The sequence below is a fragment of the Candidatus Thiothrix putei genome (assembly GCA_029972225.1).
Lineage (GTDB): Bacteria > Pseudomonadota > Gammaproteobacteria > Thiotrichales > Thiotrichaceae > Thiothrix > Thiothrix putei.
Genome location: CP124756.1, coordinates 2,284,940 through 2,300,345 on the forward strand (window position 1 = coordinate 2,284,940; position 15,406 = coordinate 2,300,345).

13 protein-coding genes, 1 tRNA gene and 2 pseudogenes are annotated in these 15,406 nt (G+C 51.4%); 9 read left to right on the forward strand and 7 right to left on the reverse strand.

What is annotated here, in order from left to right:
* Positions 1-146: 146 nt before the first annotated feature.
* On the forward strand, positions 147-596 hold the full coding sequence (locus QJT81_11630) for a PAS domain S-box protein (GenBank protein WGZ92526.1): 450 nt from the start codon (positions 147-149) through the stop codon (positions 594-596).
* 38 nt (positions 597-634) lie between these two features.
* Here QJT81_11630 and QJT81_11635 read toward each other — a convergent pair.
* Positions 635-751, reverse strand: a pseudogene (locus tag QJT81_11635) (lipocalin family protein).
* A 16-nt stretch (positions 752-767) separates the two neighbouring features.
* Positions 768-1,700 (reverse strand): NAD(P)H-binding protein, encoded by a 933-nt coding sequence (locus QJT81_11640; GenBank protein ID WGZ92527.1) that lies wholly within the window; start codon positions 1,698-1,700, stop codon positions 768-770.
* Positions 1,701-1,895: 195 nt separating this feature from the next.
* Here QJT81_11640 and lon point away from each other — a divergent pair, with 195 nt between their 5' ends.
* The 3 genes from lon (at position 1,896) to QJT81_11655 (ending at position 6,328) form a co-directional block, all read left to right on the forward strand.
* A complete protein-coding gene (lon, locus tag QJT81_11645) occupies positions 1,896-4,235 on the forward strand; it encodes an endopeptidase La (GenBank protein WGZ92528.1) in 2,340 nt (779 codons plus the stop codon).
* Positions 4,236-4,296: 61 nt separating this feature from the next.
* Positions 4,297-4,980, forward strand: a complete 684-nt coding sequence (locus QJT81_11650; GenBank protein ID WGZ92529.1) for a response regulator transcription factor — start codon at positions 4,297-4,299, stop codon at positions 4,978-4,980.
* The gene (locus QJT81_11655) at positions 4,961-6,328 is read left to right on the forward strand and encodes an ATP-binding protein (GenBank protein ID WGZ92530.1); all 1,368 of its coding nucleotides are present in this window, start codon (positions 4,961-4,963) and stop codon (positions 6,326-6,328) included. The genes QJT81_11650 and QJT81_11655 overlap by 20 nt, the downstream gene beginning before the upstream one ends.
* On the opposite strand, the gene QJT81_11660 is transcribed toward QJT81_11655, so the two are convergent.
* Positions 6,306-6,740, reverse strand: a complete 435-nt coding sequence (locus QJT81_11660) for a hypothetical protein (GenBank protein WGZ92531.1) — start codon at positions 6,738-6,740, stop codon at positions 6,306-6,308. The genes QJT81_11655 and QJT81_11660 overlap by 23 nt on opposite strands.
* 88 nt (positions 6,741-6,828) lie before the next feature.
* On the opposite strand from QJT81_11660, the gene QJT81_11665 reads away from it, so the two are divergent.
* The 4 genes from QJT81_11665 to QJT81_11680 all read left to right on the forward strand — a co-directional run bounded on the left by QJT81_11665 (position 6,829) and on the right by QJT81_11680 (position 10,471).
* The gene (locus QJT81_11665; GenBank protein WGZ92532.1) at positions 6,829-7,140 is read left to right on the forward strand and encodes a TraR/DksA family transcriptional regulator; all 312 of its coding nucleotides are present in this window, start codon (positions 6,829-6,831) and stop codon (positions 7,138-7,140) included.
* An 18-nt stretch (positions 7,141-7,158) separates the two neighbouring features.
* A complete protein-coding gene (locus QJT81_11670) occupies positions 7,159-7,443 on the forward strand; it encodes a DUF333 domain-containing protein (protein WGZ92533.1) in 285 nt (94 codons plus the stop codon).
* Between the two features lie 30 nt (positions 7,444-7,473).
* Positions 7,474-9,747 carry a hypothetical protein gene (locus QJT81_11675; GenBank protein WGZ92534.1) on the forward strand — a complete coding sequence of 758 codons (2,274 nt, stop codon included), beginning with the start codon at positions 7,474-7,476 and terminating at the stop codon, positions 9,745-9,747.
* 109 nt (positions 9,748-9,856) lie between these two features.
* Positions 9,857-10,471, forward strand: coding sequence for a hypothetical protein (locus QJT81_11680; protein ID WGZ92535.1), 615 nt, complete (start codon positions 9,857-9,859; stop codon positions 10,469-10,471).
* Between the two features lie 124 nt (positions 10,472-10,595).
* Here the strand turns inward: QJT81_11680 and QJT81_11685 are convergent.
* The 4 genes from QJT81_11685 to QJT81_11700 all read right to left on the reverse strand — a co-directional run bounded on the left by QJT81_11685 (position 10,596) and on the right by QJT81_11700 (position 13,970).
* Positions 10,596-10,672, reverse strand: a tRNA-Met gene (locus QJT81_11685).
* A 139-nt stretch (positions 10,673-10,811) separates the two neighbouring features.
* Positions 10,812-11,012, reverse strand: coding sequence for a DUF11 domain-containing protein (locus tag QJT81_11690; protein WGZ92536.1), 201 nt, complete (start codon positions 11,010-11,012; stop codon positions 10,812-10,814).
* 14 nt (positions 11,013-11,026) lie between these two features.
* Positions 11,027-13,489, reverse strand: coding sequence for an SdrD B-like domain-containing protein (locus QJT81_11695; protein WGZ92537.1), 2,463 nt, complete (start codon positions 13,487-13,489; stop codon positions 11,027-11,029).
* 112 nt (positions 13,490-13,601) lie between these two features.
* On the reverse strand, positions 13,602-13,970 hold the full coding sequence (locus tag QJT81_11700; protein WGZ92538.1) for a hypothetical protein: 369 nt from the start codon (positions 13,968-13,970) through the stop codon (positions 13,602-13,604).
* 108 nt (positions 13,971-14,078) lie between these two features.
* Between QJT81_11700 and QJT81_11705 the strand changes: the two are divergent.
* A pseudogene (locus QJT81_11705) lies at positions 14,079-15,403 on the forward strand (UPF0236 family protein).
* Positions 15,404-15,406 lie beyond the last annotated feature (3 nt).

The window sequence follows — 15,406 nt, forward strand, 5'->3', positions numbered from 1 at the left end:
GCAACGACAAATATATGTGCTATCGGGACTTGACATTTAGTAGGATGTTAAATAGGGCAAGCAGTTTTTCAGGAATAAGCCTACTACTGGTAGCCACTGCTCCAGCCCTTTATAATGATCTGCTATAAACCATGCAGGATACTCCCATGCGTAACGAACAAGAGTTCCCCATTCGCCCCGATTTATTATTGGCATTAATCGACCATGCCGAACACGGCATCACCATTGCTGAGCGCGAAGGCAGTGATACGATTTTGCTGTACGTCAACCGTGCTTTTGAAGAATTAACGGGCTATTCATCCGAGGAATGTTTATACCGTGATTGCCGTTTTTTACAAAACGGCGAACGTGAGCAAGCAGGCTTAGCCAACATCCGTGAAGCAATTGAGAATGACCAACCTGTGCGGGTGGTATTGCGTAATTACCGTAAAGACGGTAGCTTGTTTTGGAATGACCTGACGATCACCCCCTACTTCGATACAGAAGAAGGCGTGACTTACTACATCGGGGTACAAAAAGATGTCACTGATCTGGTCACCCTCCAGCAAGAACTGGAGGCTGCCAAAGCAAGAATTAAGGCGTTAGAACAAAGCTAAACGGCTGTATTCACAGTTAGTTTTGCTTCACCAAAATCAATATCCCCGTCATCACGCTGGCTGTATTCCGCTGTCACTTGTTCCAGACCTCGCTCGAAGGAATGATCCAAACGGGCAATTTCATACCATTTACCAAGGTAGCGTTCGACATTAAACCCGGTAGTTTCATACTCAACCTTTTGTATTCAAGTAAGCTAAATTTTCCAATGCAAAGCGCTTGGGCTGAATACCGAAGAGTTGCCAAGCCGACATATCGCTACACGTATTGCCTTCCAACAACATCACAATCTGATCACGGGTAATCGGAAACCATGCTTGCTTATCCAATAAGCCCGCCACCACTTTGAGAATTTCTGCTGGGGCTGGCACAGCAAGTTTGCGCTTACGCCCTGACGCCTGTGCCAACGTTTGAATAATGGTTTTCCAACTCACTGCATCCGTACCGCACAATGTGAAGGTTTTGCCAAGTGCTGACGAATTATCCAATGCTCCCGCGAATGCTTGCGCCACATCGGTGACATGCACTGGCTGCATCTGAAATTCACCGGCTTGCAAAATACTGACGCCGCCAAAGAACAGCGGTGCGGGGATCGGTGGTAATACCAGTTCTTTTTGCAATTGAGTACAAAATTCTGCCTTACCACGCGGGTCGCCGAAAATGACAGAGGGGCGAAAGATTGTCCACTGCAAACCAGATGCTTTCACACATTCTTCGGCGCGAAACTTGGTGTCTTGGTATTGCGTGCCGCCCGCTTTCACGCCATTGGCACTCATTAAAATGAAATGTTTCACGCCTTGGCGTTGTGCCGCAGCAACCGTGCGCTCCACACCCTTAAATTGGCTTTCCTCGTAAGTAATTCCTTTAGCGGGAAATTCGCGCAGGATACCAATGAGATAAATCACTGCATCCGTGCCTTGCAGACAACGATCGAGTGCTGTGGTGTCACTGATGTCACCGGAAACGATTTCACATTGACTGGGGGCTGCGAGCTTGCTCTCGCTGCCCGCACGCACTAACACGCGCGGCGTATGTCCTGTTTGCAGTAAAGCGTCAATGAGGTAAGTACCGACGAAACCCGTGCCGCCGATGATGCTGACTTTCATATTGGAATCCTTGTCATTGGGTGATACATACATTGTCTTACTCTAGTATAAGGCTTGCCAAATAACCGGAATTCACTTGAGCCGATTCGTCAACACGCTGAACACCTCCTCTTGAAATAACGCAAGCCATCACAATCTTATACAACAGTGATACTTGATATATTTACTGGGTTTAATCCCAACCGAGGTAACAGAATGAACGAATCTCTTATCCTAATCCCCATGCGTGACGTGGTACTGTTCCCCGGCATGGCGATTCCCATCACCATCGGGCGCGAACAGTCACTCGCTGCTGCCCAAGAAGCCGTGAAAAGTGGGCGTAAAATCGGTTTAGTGTTGCAAAAACAAGCCGAAACCAACACTCCTGAAGGCCATCATTTGCACAGCATGGGCACAATTGCCAACATCTTGCGGTATGTCACCACTTCCAGTGGCACACACCATTTGGTCGTGCAAGGCGAAGAACGCTTCCGCATCGTGAATTACGTGCAAGATCAGCCGTATCTAGAAGCAAACGTCGAGATTATTCCCGAAGTCGAAACCGATGACGCTGACATCAAAGCCCGGATGCGCCATTTGCAAGAAAAAGCCATCGAAACAGTACAATTGTTGCCGCAAGCACCGCCTGAAGTCGTGAGTGCTATCCAAAGCATCGAATACGCGGGTGCCTTGGCAGACTTAATCAGCAATTTCCTTGACATCAGCCCGCAGGAAAAGCAAGCGATTCTCGAAACCACTGCTTTGCGCGAACGCCTCGACAAAGTTGCCGAGCATGTGCGTCACCAGCTCGAAGTGCTGAAACTTACCCGCGAAATCGACCAACAAACCCAACAGTCGATGGATGCCCGTCAGCGTGAATTCATGCTGCGCGAACGCCTCAAAGCCATCAAAAAGGAGTTGGGCGAAGACGATGACGACAGCAACCAAGCCGAAATCGACGAACTGAAACAGGCTATTGCCGACGCGAATATGTCTGATGAAGCCGCTGAACAAGCGCGTAAGGAACTCAAGCGTCTGCAAAAAATGCCAGAAGCTTCCGGTGAATATTCAATGATTCGTACCTACCTCGACTGGCTCACTAACCTGCCTTGGAACGTGCTCGCCACCGAAAACATCGACATTGCCAAAGCCCGTGAAGTACTCGACGAAGACCATTACGGCTTAGAGAAAATCAAAAAACGTATCCTCGAATACCTCGCGGTACGTAAACTCAACCCGCAAGGCCGCAGCCCGATTCTGTGTTTTGTAGGGCCTCCCGGTGTTGGCAAAACCTCCTTAGGCAAAAGCATTGCACGCTCCCTAGGCTTACCCTTTGTCCGCACCAGCCTTGGCGGGGTACATGACGAAGCCGAAATTCGGGGACATCGACGTACTTACATGGGTGCACTTCCCGGCAATGTGATTCAGGAATTGCGTAAAGCCAAACACCGTAACCCCGTGTTCATGCTCGATGAAATCGACAAGCTCGGCGGCGGCGGTTATCACGGTGACCCCGCAGCGGCATTGCTCGAAGTGCTTGACCCAGCACAAAATGAAACCTTCCGTGACAACTATTTAGCGTTGCCGTTTGACTTGAGCAAAGTGGTATTTATTGCTACTGCCAACGTGCTGGACGCTATTCCGGGACCATTACGTGACCGCATGGAAGTGATCAGCCTACCCGGCTACACCGAAGACGAAAAAGTGGAAATAGCCAAACGCTATTTGTTGTCCCGCCAGCTTGAGGCACACGGTTTAAAACCGGAGCAAGTGCATGTCAATGAAGCCGCTTTACGCAGCATTGTTGCCGACTACACCCGTGAAGCGGGTTGCCGCAATCTGGAACGTGAACTTGCCGCCGTCATGCGCAATGCGGCGATTCAGATTGCCGAAGGCAAGACCGAGCGCGTGGCGATTACCCCCGCAGAATTGCCCGATATTCTTGGGGCGCAACGTTTTGAGAGCGAGGTAGCCATGCGTACCAGCGTCCCTGGCGTTGCCACGGGATTAGCATGGACACCTGTGGGCGGCGATATTCTATTCATCGAAACCACCAAAATGCCGGGCAATGGCAAGCTGATCATTACCGGACAATTGGGTGATGTGATGAAGGAAAGTGCACAAGCTGCGCTCAGCCTGATTAAATCGCAGGCAAGGCGTTTCGGCGTTGACCCGCAAGTGTTTGAGAAACACGACATTCACCTGCACGTTCCGGCAGGTGCAATCCCCAAAGATGGCCCTAGTGCTGGGGTGTCGATTTTCACCTCACTGGTGTCTTTGCTGAGTGAGCGCAAGGTACGCAGTGATGTAGCCATGACGGGTGAAATCAGCTTACGTGGTTTGGTGTTACCGATTGGCGGGGTAAAGGAAAAATGCCTTGCTGCCTTACGAGCAGGGATTCATACCGTGATGTTACCTGCACGTAACCGTAAAGATCTGGAAGATGTGCCGGAAAATGCCCGCAAACAACTTAATTTTGTGTGGCTGGAACGGGTGGAAGATGCGATTGGCGCAGCACTGGAGACAGCGGAATTAGACATGCAGGCTGCTGCATGATAGCTGAACATTACAAGATGTTCATCGCACAAGCAGCGGCAAGTGTTTTATCCTTTGCATCATGAATATCCTAATCGTTGAAGATGACCGCCAAACCGCCAGTTTCATCCAGAAAGGCTTGATGGAAAGTGGCTATATTGTTGACCATGCTGCTGATGGCGAGGATGGTTTGCACCTTGCCCTGCAAGGCCATTACGATGTGTTGATTGTCGACCGTATGTTGCCCAAACGCGATGGCTTATCCTTGATCCAAACCCTACGCGCTCAGGGGATGCAAACACCGGTGCTGATTCTTAGCGCCTTGGGCGATGTGGATAATCGGGTGGAAGGCTTACGTGCCGGTGGGGACGATTATCTGGTCAAACCTTACGCTTTCAGTGAATTACTGGCGCGTTTACAAGCGCTGTTGCGCCGTACCCAACCTGCACAAGAATACACCGTCCTCAAAGTGCGTGATTTGGAAATGGATTTGCTGAAACGCCGCGTAACCCGCAGTGGGACGGTCATTCCCCTGCAACCTCGCGAATTCAACTTGCTCGAATACTTAATGCGCCACGCAGGACAAGTTGTCACCCGCACCATGTTGCTGGAGAAGGTGTGGGATTACCATTTCGACCCGCAAACTAACGTGATCGACGTGCACATTAGCCGTTTGCGTGGCAAGATTGACAAAGATTTTGACCCGCCATTGCTGCACACTATCCGAGGCGCTGGGTATTTATTGCATGACCCGCAAACTGCTTAATACCTCTGTTTTTCGGCTCTCACTGGTGTATGCGCTACTTTTTAGTACCGTAGCGGCAGGTGCATTGGGTTTTATTTACTGGATGGCGAAAGGGCAAATGGAACAGCAAACCGATGCCCGCTTACAACTGGAAACCGATGCCCTGCTTAACCTTTACCGCAGTCTTGCGGTCGAAGGCTTAACCGGCGCTATTAGTATGCGTAACAGTGAAAACGGCTCGCGCTTTCTGATTTCGCGCCTGATTCACCGCAGTCAGCAAGATTTGACCCGTGACCTTCAGTTTGACAGCTTCACGCAAAACCCCAAACAAATTGTTGCCAGTTTACCGCTCAGCATTATTACCGGAAAAAAAGACCATACTGAACCCGCCCGCATGATGCTCACCATTTTGCCCGGTGGCTATCAATTGTTAGTCGTCACAGACCTAAAAGAACAGCACACCCTGCAAGATCGCTTATTCCAAACCGTGCTGGGAGCCATTGGCATTATTGTCGCGTTAGCCTTAGCGGGGGGGATTTTCATGGGGCATAACGTGCAACGGCGTATCAATGCGGTGGGGCGTACTGCCAATGACATTATGAGCGGCGACTTAGCTCGCCGAATGCCCGTTACAGGGCGCAACGACGAATTTGATAGCCTCAGCCGGGTACTCAATACCATGCTGGCACGTATCGAACACCTGATGCAAAGTATGCGCGACGTGACCGATAACCTAGCCCACGACCTGCGCAACCCACTTAATCGCTTACGCAATCGTCTGGAAACCAGCCAGTATCACCCCACTGCACACACCGATTACCCACAACTGATCCAAGACACGATTGTAGAAGTCGATGAACTCATCAAAACCTTCAACGCCCTGCTCAGCATTGCGCAAATAGAATCCAGCAGGCAACGTCAGGATTGGGCAGACATCGACTTAACCCTGTTGATTGAAGAATTAGCTGACCTGTATACGGCGGTTGCTGAAGAACAAAATCTCACCCTAACCTATCAAGCGGAGGCGGGTTTGCATCTGCATGGCAACCGCCAATTAATCGCTCAAGCCATTACCAACTTACTGGACAATGCCGTGAAATATACCCCCCCAAGCGGGGCTATCCGCTTGGAAGCCACGCAGCAGCCCAAGCAGATATGCATTAGCGTGGCGGATAATGGGCCGGGCATTCCCGAAACACAGCGTGAACAAGTCTTCAAACGCTTTACCCGTCTCGATAATGCCCGCAGCACCCCCGGTAACGGGCTGGGGTTAAGTCTGGTGAAAGCAGTAGCTGAATTGCATGGTGCAAGCGTGCAATTGCAGGATAATCACCCCGGCTTAAAGGCTAGTATCCTGATTTCCCGTTGATTTTATCCAGTGCTTCCTGACCAATACCCTGAGCGGTATCTGCCGTGGCACGATTGACGGCTTGCACCAAATCACTGTCAGGAATTGATATGCCATTAATCATCATCGCGGTGGGCGTATTGGCATATTCCCCCATGGCATTGCGGTAATCCATATCAGGGCTGCTGAGGCCATAGATACACACTGCCTGGGAAATCTCGCCGTCTGCCTGCCCCACTAACGCAAAGTCCAGCGTCACTTGCAGTTGTACACCGGTTTGTTCGGTTTGTTTTTCGCCATGCCAAACCACACTTTTATCACCCGCTAACACACTAGTAACGGCTTTACAGGTTTTGATGGGAGAATCCAGCCCATGCCCGCCTGAACAACTTGCCAACATGAATACACTTGTTAATACTACCAGCTTGCGCATTTATTAATCCCTCTTTTGCACTACATCATGCCGGAAACCCGACAATGCGTTATCATCATTCCTTTAAGCCTTAATGAGAACAGAAAACATGTATGAAGAAAAGCATAAGCATCTAAAAGAACTGGAAAAAGTGCTTGTCTCACGCATTGATAACGTCAGCCATGACCTTAGCAGCGAACACAGTGCCGATTCTGCTGAACAAATCACCGAACGTGAAAATGAAGATGTGCTGCGTAATTTAAAAGAAGAAACCCAACTGGAACTGAAGCAAGTGCGCAGTGCTCTAAAACGCATTGACAGTGGTGAATACGGCATGTGTGCCAAGTGTGGTGAGCCGATCAGTGCGGCGAGATTGGATGCACTGCCTTATGCAACGCTATGCATCCGTTGCGCCAGTTAACGTAACAAAGGAACTATCATGAGTTTGAGATTAGGCTTTTTCATTAGCATCGTGGTAACAACACTCAGTGCTTGTGGCAGTACGCCTCCTCCTCTAAACGCTGCACCTCATGCAGTACGTGCAGCCAGCCCCGCATCACTCAATTGCCTTCAGAACCACGGCAAACTAGACATTCGCCAAACCCCAGAAGGCGAACGTGCGGATTGTGTATTACCCAGTGGTAAACGTTGTGATGAATGGGAAATGTTCCGGGGTAATTGCCCGACTCGCACCGTTAACGCCAACGGCATCTTCGGTTTTTAGTCGACTAATGAATATAAGGGCTACAACAATATGCAGACTAAAATAATAATGGTGGCAGCGTTATCGCTGTTACTGAACAGTTGCGGTGGCGGGGGTGAAACCAGTAACCCTCCCCCGTCTTCCAGTAATAACGGGCGTTTGTTACTGCTTGACCCGACCCGCAGCAATGCCGAAACGCCCATCAGTGGTTTGCAATACCTCAGTGCTGGCAATGTGAGTGGTGCAGATGGCAGTTTCACCGCTCCCTCTAGCAACCTACTGCTTCACTTAGGCAGCAACACGCAACTGTCAGTAATCGGCAAAACCAGCTTAACGCAACACGATATGGCAGCGGCACTGTGCAGTGGCAATGCAGACCTTAGTGCCTGCACCTACCATGTGCGTAAAAATCTGGAACGTTTTTTCCTCAGCCTCGACAGCGACCGTAACCCCAGCAATGGTATTCAACTGGGCGCAAACGCCAACAGCCTGAACTTAGCGTGGAACGTTTCGCCTGATCAATTTGAAAACGTGTTAGCTCAACAACTCAGCGTCTATGGGCAAACACCGGCAGCCCTGTTCCAACCGTCGCTGGGCATTAATAGCGAAGCACCACAAGCTGAACAAAACAGCATTTCGTCCCCCATACCTTTTGCCGACATTTTTCGGGTTGCCCGTCCTTTGCGTGAATATTCCTGTAAAGACGTGGTTTATGATGAAAACGGCTGGGCGACTACACCACCCAGCACTACTTGCATTATCCGCACCTTCCTGCTGGATAGTGCCGTGCAAGGTCAAGTTCCCAATGGACGTTACACCGTGTTGTACGAAGGCAATGGCAAGCTGGAATATTCTGGCTACGCCAAAATGGTGAGCAACACACCGGGGCGTGATGAAATCGACATTACCCTACCCGTCAAACTGGATAGTGTCCCCACCAATAACCGTATCGGTGTAAAAATTGTCAGTGGCACTGTCAAAAATATCCGCATTGTCATGCCCGGTGGTATTTGCGAAGGCAAACCGTTCACGCGAGTAGACAGCGCGGCTAATTGCCCAGCAGGTCAGTACCGCAGCTTTGAAGACACTTTGCGCACTGACCGTAATGCCATTGTCTTCAACCCCAGCTACTTAAACTTCCTCAAAGACTTCCGCGTGGTGCGCATGATGAATCTGATGGAAGCCAGCCCAAGCTACCTCACCTGTGCGCAAACCGAACCCGGCAAAACCAACAGTTTCATCCGCGATGCCGATGGCAATCTGATCTTTGACCAAACCTGTTTGGTGCAAGAATTCCGCTGGGATCAGCGTAGCAAACTCGCGGATGCGGTATGGGGCGCATCCGGCAATATCGCGCGTCTGGAACGTTACGGGCGTGGTGTGCCTATTGAAGTACAAGTCGAACTGGCAAACCAGTTAAACGCGCACCCGTGGTTTAACATCCCTCATAATGCTTCTGAAACCTACATCAGGGAATTTGCCCGCTACGTTGAAGCACACCTCAAACCGGGTTTAAAAGCCCATGTCGAGTACAGCAATGAAACCTGGAATGGTATTTTCTGGGCGTATCGTTACGTGCTCAAAAAAGGCGAAGAACTGGGTAGCCCTACCGATGCCTGGCGCGGTGCTAATTTCTACGCAAAACAAGCCAGCAAAGTCTTTCAGATTTGGGAAGATGAATTTGGCGGCACGCAACGTCTGATCCGCCTATTGGGGACATACCAGAATGACGCCAACCGTACCGAACGAATGCTGGCCTACAGCGATACGCGCCAATATGTGGATGCGATTGCGACAGGTGGCTATTTCTATGCTTGTTGGCGCAATGACGATGCCAAACTGCCTGCCTGCAATGATAGTAACAAAATCCCCAAACCGCTGGTGAATGCTACCTCTGTCGATGATATTTTTGCCGCGATTGATAACCCCAGCGATCCTTTCGGTATTGAAGGTCTCAAGAACCAGTTCGCCAAGCAAGCAGCAGTCGCCCAAAAGTATGGCAAAGCCTTATACGCTTACGAAGGCGGGCAACACCTGACCATTGGCGGCGAAATCGCTACCGACCGCAGGCAAAACATGATTGATTTACTCCATGCCGCCAACCGCGACCCACGCATGGGCGAACGTTACCAGCGCCTGTTGGAAGCTTGGAAAGCTGCCGGTGGGCAAACCTTTATGCTATTTAGCGTGCCACACACCTTCAGTCAATACGGCAGTTTCGGGCTTAAGGAAAGTCTGAATCAACCGCGTAGCAGTGCACCTAAGTACGATGCGGTAATGAAGTTTCAGGAGAGTCAGGGGAATTGTTGGTGGAGCGGGTGTTGAATAGCACACCCTAACGTCGCGTTATCTGCAACTTCCCTACCCTAAGCTATTCGGTTCGTCAGGTTTGGTGCATGATCTTCCCACTGTTAACAATATAAGGAGGAAGATCATGCGCCACTTACTTCGCTACATACTCATTGCTCTTTTGAGTGTTGCTTCGTTCGGTTGTGCAACGAACGCTTTGCATTCCAGCAAAAACACCAGCACTGAAAAAATCAACAGTTTCCTCATCACCCCCGATAAAGCCACGCTAGTAGTTGCTGGTGAACAACACCACTTCATCTTCCCGCTGAATGAGCCGCTGAGATCCGTCTTGCAATGGAACGGACGTACCAAACTCACCCCGACATTCGGCAAATTCACCGTCAATGCAGGGCAAAGTGTCAGCGGCAGCTACACCTTGCAAGCGGATGTAGGGAAACTCACGGTAGATGAACACCAATTCCTCACCCAACGCGGTTTCAGCCAACAGGGGAATACCTTGGCATACAGTGCGAATATTCAGGGAACGCGCTATTTGGCAGGCAGCGTGAAAGTGCCGCAAACCGCATTCTTCCGCCAGCCGTATGAATTGACCATTGTTGCGCCTGATGGTGTGGCGGATACTGCTGCGAAAATTGCCCTGACGCCGCTAACGCTGGCTGCGGATGGCGTGACTGCTGTGCTGGGTGGAATTGTACTTGCACCGTTTTTTGGCTTGCTAATGATGTCCGGTGGGCTGTGAGCTAATCTTTCTGAAAATTATTTTCAGAGGTGGTCAGGATCCATGTGTGGGGTTTATGAAAGCCGAAAAAATTACCAAAACGAAAAAGGGCTGCACCCGTTAAGATGCAACCCTTTGAATTTGTTGGTGGCTACACCTAGATTCGAACTAGGGACCCCATCATTATGAGTGATGTGCTCTAACCAACTGAGCTATGTAGCCAAGAGGCGGCGATCATAACCACTATTATCCATGCTGTCAATAGTCAGTATGCACTAACAATAAAATAAGTGTGAAACGGTTGCAGATATTCGACAGGCGGCTACACAAAAACAGGAGAACATCTGTCGTAATTCTTATCTCAGCGCACCTTTGCCATAATCTGTAACTGCCGATTATCCTTCGCCGCCAACCACCCCACATTCCACACCCCCGTCAGCGCATCGTATTCCCCCACCGGACTAGCCCGTTGAAACTGCAAGGACTCCGGCAACACATCGCGCACTTGCACACCCGACGCATCATCCGCCCCCGTATTACTCACCGTCAGCGTGTAAACCACCGCCTCACCGCGTTTTACCTGCTGTCTTGCGCCCCATCGCCATTCACGTCAAACCACACCTTATCGCCCAACGCGGCTGGCAATGTAAACCCGAAGTCATAATCCGCCGCAAAACTGCCCGCCGCGCCGGTACTCGCCGCCTCAATCCCCTTTGGCTGCATTCCACCCAGCGGATTGCCTGCCAAATAATCCTCTGCCTTATCCAGCTTCACGCTATAGGCATGGTTAGGCAGCAAACCCCAGAAAGCGTAATGCCCCACTGCATCGGTCAGCGTTTCTGCCACCAAAGTTGTGCCGTCATACACGCGCACCGTCACCCCTTCCAACGGCGGCTCGCCTGCATCCTGCTGCCCATCGCCATTGCGGTCAAACCACACGTAATCCCCCAAACCCGCCACTGCCGCCGTATCCACCATCACTAAACCCACTTTCGGCGGCTCGGTCGTCAGCAGCGTTTCGGTAGCCTTAGTCGTCGTGTCGTAATAACTCGCGGTGTAGGCAAAACTGTTCCACGCCACGCTCAGATTCGCGGGCATTGCCTCACCCGCCAACTGCCGCACGGGTGCTATAATCCGCAACTTTTCCCCCGGCAATAATCCACCCGCTGGCAACCACGTGAACTGAAAGGATTGCCTACCACTGCTGGTATCTTGCACTTCACCCGCAGGCACAGCGGTCACACTGCCATCCACCGCCACCCGCTGCAAAGCAATCTCACCCGCCAATTCCATGCTCCATTGCGATTGCCGCGCACCTCCTGTGACCAGCGCAGTATCACCCAGCGCAGGCAACACATCCTGCACCTCCAGTTGCGTATCGGTCACATTGCCCGTATTGCGGATTTCCAGCACATACGTCCCCGCCCCGCTCAAGCCGGTTTTGCCCGTGTTTGGGGTACGGCTGAACCCGCTATCCAGTTCGCCCTTCACCCATTTCACGCTGTCGAGCGTGGTCAATTCCGGCACATCGAAATTAGCGTTGGCGGAACGGCACAACACCCGCCCTGTCTTGCCCGCATCCGCGCCATTCACGCACGTCACCAGCGGATGGTCGCCCGTGGAAAATTGCGCCACATTGGTAATCTGCGTGCCGACACTGATACCGGGGTGAATCCGTGCGCTAAAATACACCGCAATGCCAAGATCAGACTGACTGACAGGCAACTGGCAACCGGGAAATTCCCAACGTAACTTCACGCGCCCATCGGCTTGCAACGTGCGGCTGAATTGCGGGATTTGGCAGGCGGTTTGGTTGGTCGCCACGCTATTGCTCGGCACAGAAACTCGCCACCAGTTACCACCCTGCCCAGTCGCGTAGTCGAGAGCGGCGGGCAATACATCTTCCAAAATCGGGTATTGCGTGCCTGTACCGGAAAGCTCATCCACCCCCAGCGACACGCGATATACGTGGTCGTTGCTGCTAGGGGCAGGCGCAATCATCGGTTTCCATGAAGGTACAGAGTACGTAATGGTTAAACCATCAGCCGACACTTTCCCACCCGTTGGGGTAATTTTGCTGATACTCAAAATAGGTTCGCCCTGCCCCAATACCGGAATTAACGGCGCACAACTCGTGCCATGCTGCGATGACTCCACACAGTTGCGGATACCATCGCCGACGTAATCGCCATCAACTACAAAGGCTAAATCCAGCTTTTGCGCGGCAATATTGGCAGGCACCGACCAACGCAAACGTTTGATGCTGCTAACCGTCAAACCCGAAGGCAGCAACGTCGTTGGGCAACCTGACGTGTGGAAATCATCCACCCCATCATCGGTGCAATCCACTTCTGGGTTGCCCATCACCTTGGGCGTATTGCTGGCAGTCGCACTGTAAACCTGCATTCCGGCGGGAACATTTTCCGTCACGGTGTAAGCGGTCGTGCTGGTCGGCAGGCTGACGCTCCAACGTTCCAGCCCACCCGGTTGCACAAAGGCGGCGCTGCCTGTTTTGGCAAAACCGGGGCTGGGTGCAGGCGGTGGTGTCGGGCAAGCCGCATCAATGCCAGCGGGAACAGTAACGCCCAGCACCGTTGCAGGCGGCGCGTTAACGCCACAGGTGGGAAATTTCAGTTGCACCTTGATCATGCCGGTCGAACCAGCCGCCAAGCCGTCAGCGGGAACACCTTCCGGCAAGCTATCGGGCGGCGTTGCCAACTGCCAGGTCAAGGTTTTGCCCACCAGCGTAGCAGCGGCGACACTGCCGCCCATCGGGGTATAACTGACGATTTTCAGCGGTGCGGGAATCGTGTCGGTAATGGTCGGCGCAGCACAATACAACTCGGACATGCTCGCGCAACGGTAGCGGATGGTGTAGGTGAAGGTTTCGCCCGCAGCAGGTGCCGTGGTGCTCATTTGTTTGACCACCAACAGGTCAGCGTCCGCCGCGTGGGAGGGGGTCATGAAGAAGGAGAGTGCGCAAACAGCCAGCCACAAGGCGGCTTTGACCCGTGCGGGGCGATTATTATTATTCTGCATGAGCAAGCCTGCTGGTGTATTTTTAGAAGAATTTCAATAAGTAAATTCTATTTACAATAGACATAAAATACAAACAGGTTTATGCAATGAATCGAATTTAACCCCAGTTTGCCTAGTGCTGAATTCGTAGTTTCTGGACTTCTTCCAGTGGCAAGCCTGCAATACGGGCAATATCAGCTTCGGGGATTACGCCCAGTTGCAGCAAACTACGGGCGATTTCTTGGGCTTTTTTGTACTCACCTTCTTTGCGGCCTTGTTCGATGCCCTTTTCGATACCCTTTTCGATACCATCCCTCATGCCCCAGCTATAGGAGGCAAATTTAGTTACATCCACTTGTGTCAACATTTGTTCAGCCTCTTTGATGTTGGGTTGCAGGTCACGGTTTTCGGCGAGGGTTTCGAGCATCTCGAAATAGTTACGGAAACCACGTTCGTCTTCGCCCATGAGTTCACGTAGGCGCAATACGATGTAGTTTACCATATCCTGTGTAGGTTTCCCCTTGAAATCACACAGAAGGGTGTGAACAAAAGTGCGGTGTCCTGTAGACTAAGATGGCATCCCCTAAAACCAGAGAAAAAGGACTTTCCCATGTTGACAGTTAGCTCCCGCGACCAAAAACTTTTAGAAGCCTTGAACCGCAACCCCGCATTAAAAGCTCGGATGGAAGGGCTAATCGAGGTGGTTGAAAATGCCGGTGATGACATTATCAAAGCAGCAGACGCCGAACAGCGGGTGATAGAAGAACTGCGCCAAATGGGAAATGATGCGATCACTGCATGGGCAAACAAACGTGTAGAAAAATGCACAGCCCCAGCCTGTGAAGAAGGCATTGGGAAGTATGTAAAGAGTGGAAAAAAAACTGTCATTGGCACACGACCTACGGAAAAATCCACATAAGCGAACCGGTCTACCGGATTCCCGGCAAGCGTGTCCGCCCCTTTAGCCAGAGTGCCGAGGTTGTTTGCCGAGGCTGTTCGCTCCCGCTGCAACGGGCGGTGACGGACTTTGGGGCGGACTGTTCATTTGCTCAAGTGCCTGATAAATTAGAAGAACATTACGGGATACGGCTGGCATCCAGCAGCATCCGACACATCACCGAAGGTCACGCCAAACGCATCCATGAATCCCAAGTGTTGATAAAAGACTATCCAAGCACGTTGGGAAAAGCCTATGTCATTGCCGAAATGGACGGCAGCATGATCCCCATCGTCGAGATTGACGAAACAGCCCCCGACAAGCGCAAAGGCAAAAAGGAAAGCTGGAAAGAAGCCCGCCTGTGTCTTGCCCACGCCAAAGGCAGTGCTACGCCAACGTTTGGCGCAATATTCGGTGGCACGGTAGAAGATGCTGGAAAAATCTTATTCGACACCGCCTGCCGTGCTGGATTTGGAAAAAGCACGTTCCTCCATGCGGTGGGTGATGGGGCAAGCTGGATCAACCGTCAAGTGGATGAACAATTTGGCACACAAGGACATTACCTGATTGATTTTTATCATGTTTGTGAATACCTATCAGCAGCATCCGCAAGCTGTTCATGCCTCAAGGACAAGGATAAATGGTTTGCCAAACAGAAAAAAGCCCTACAGGATGGTCAAGCTCAAGCGGTCATCGACACACTGAAACCTTTCCTCGAAGCAGAAACGGTAGAAGACAGTAACGCCCCAGTACGAGCTTGTCACCGTTACCTGAGCAACCGCATTGAGCAACTGGATTACCCGACAGCAAAATCCCTCGGATTGCCCGTGGGGTCGGGCGAAATAGAAAGTGCACACCGTTACATCATCCAGCAACGCTTAAAAAAATCGGGGGCATGGTGGAAAAGTGATAATGCGGCGGATATGTTGGCGTTGAGGGTCATGCGGGGAAACCAGCAATGGAAGCATTATTGGCGAAACACCGCTGAGGCGGCATGAGGT

Excerpts from the sequence above, each read along its gene's own strand:
- QJT81_11665 (WGZ92532.1), top strand. The coding sequence starts at position 6,829 with ATGTATGAAGAAAAGCATAAGCATCTAAAAGAACTGGAAAAAGTGCTT.
- QJT81_11655 (WGZ92530.1), top strand. The coding sequence starts at position 4,961 with ATGACCCGCAAACTGCTTAATACCTCTGTTTTTCGGCTCTCACTGGTG.
- QJT81_11650 (WGZ92529.1), top strand. The coding sequence starts at position 4,297 with ATGAATATCCTAATCGTTGAAGATGACCGCCAAACCGCCAGTTTCATC.
- QJT81_11670 (WGZ92533.1), top strand. The coding sequence starts at position 7,159 with ATGAGTTTGAGATTAGGCTTTTTCATTAGCATCGTGGTAACAACACTC.
- QJT81_11695 (WGZ92537.1), bottom strand. The coding sequence starts at position 13,489 with ATGCAGAATAATAATAATCGCCCCGCACGGGTCAAAGCCGCCTTGTGG.
- QJT81_11700 (WGZ92538.1), bottom strand. The coding sequence starts at position 13,970 with ATGGTAAACTACATCGTATTGCGCCTACGTGAACTCATGGGCGAAGAC.
- QJT81_11680 (WGZ92535.1), top strand. The coding sequence starts at position 9,857 with ATGCGCCACTTACTTCGCTACATACTCATTGCTCTTTTGAGTGTTGCT.
- lon (WGZ92528.1), top strand. The coding sequence starts at position 1,896 with ATGAACGAATCTCTTATCCTAATCCCCATGCGTGACGTGGTACTGTTC.
- QJT81_11675 (WGZ92534.1), top strand. The coding sequence starts at position 7,474 with ATGCAGACTAAAATAATAATGGTGGCAGCGTTATCGCTGTTACTGAAC.
- QJT81_11630 (WGZ92526.1), top strand. The coding sequence starts at position 147 with ATGCGTAACGAACAAGAGTTCCCCATTCGCCCCGATTTATTATTGGCA.
- QJT81_11660 (WGZ92531.1), bottom strand. The coding sequence starts at position 6,740 with ATGCGCAAGCTGGTAGTATTAACAAGTGTATTCATGTTGGCAAGTTGT.
- QJT81_11640 (WGZ92527.1), bottom strand. The coding sequence starts at position 1,700 with ATGAAAGTCAGCATCATCGGCGGCACGGGTTTCGTCGGTACTTACCTC.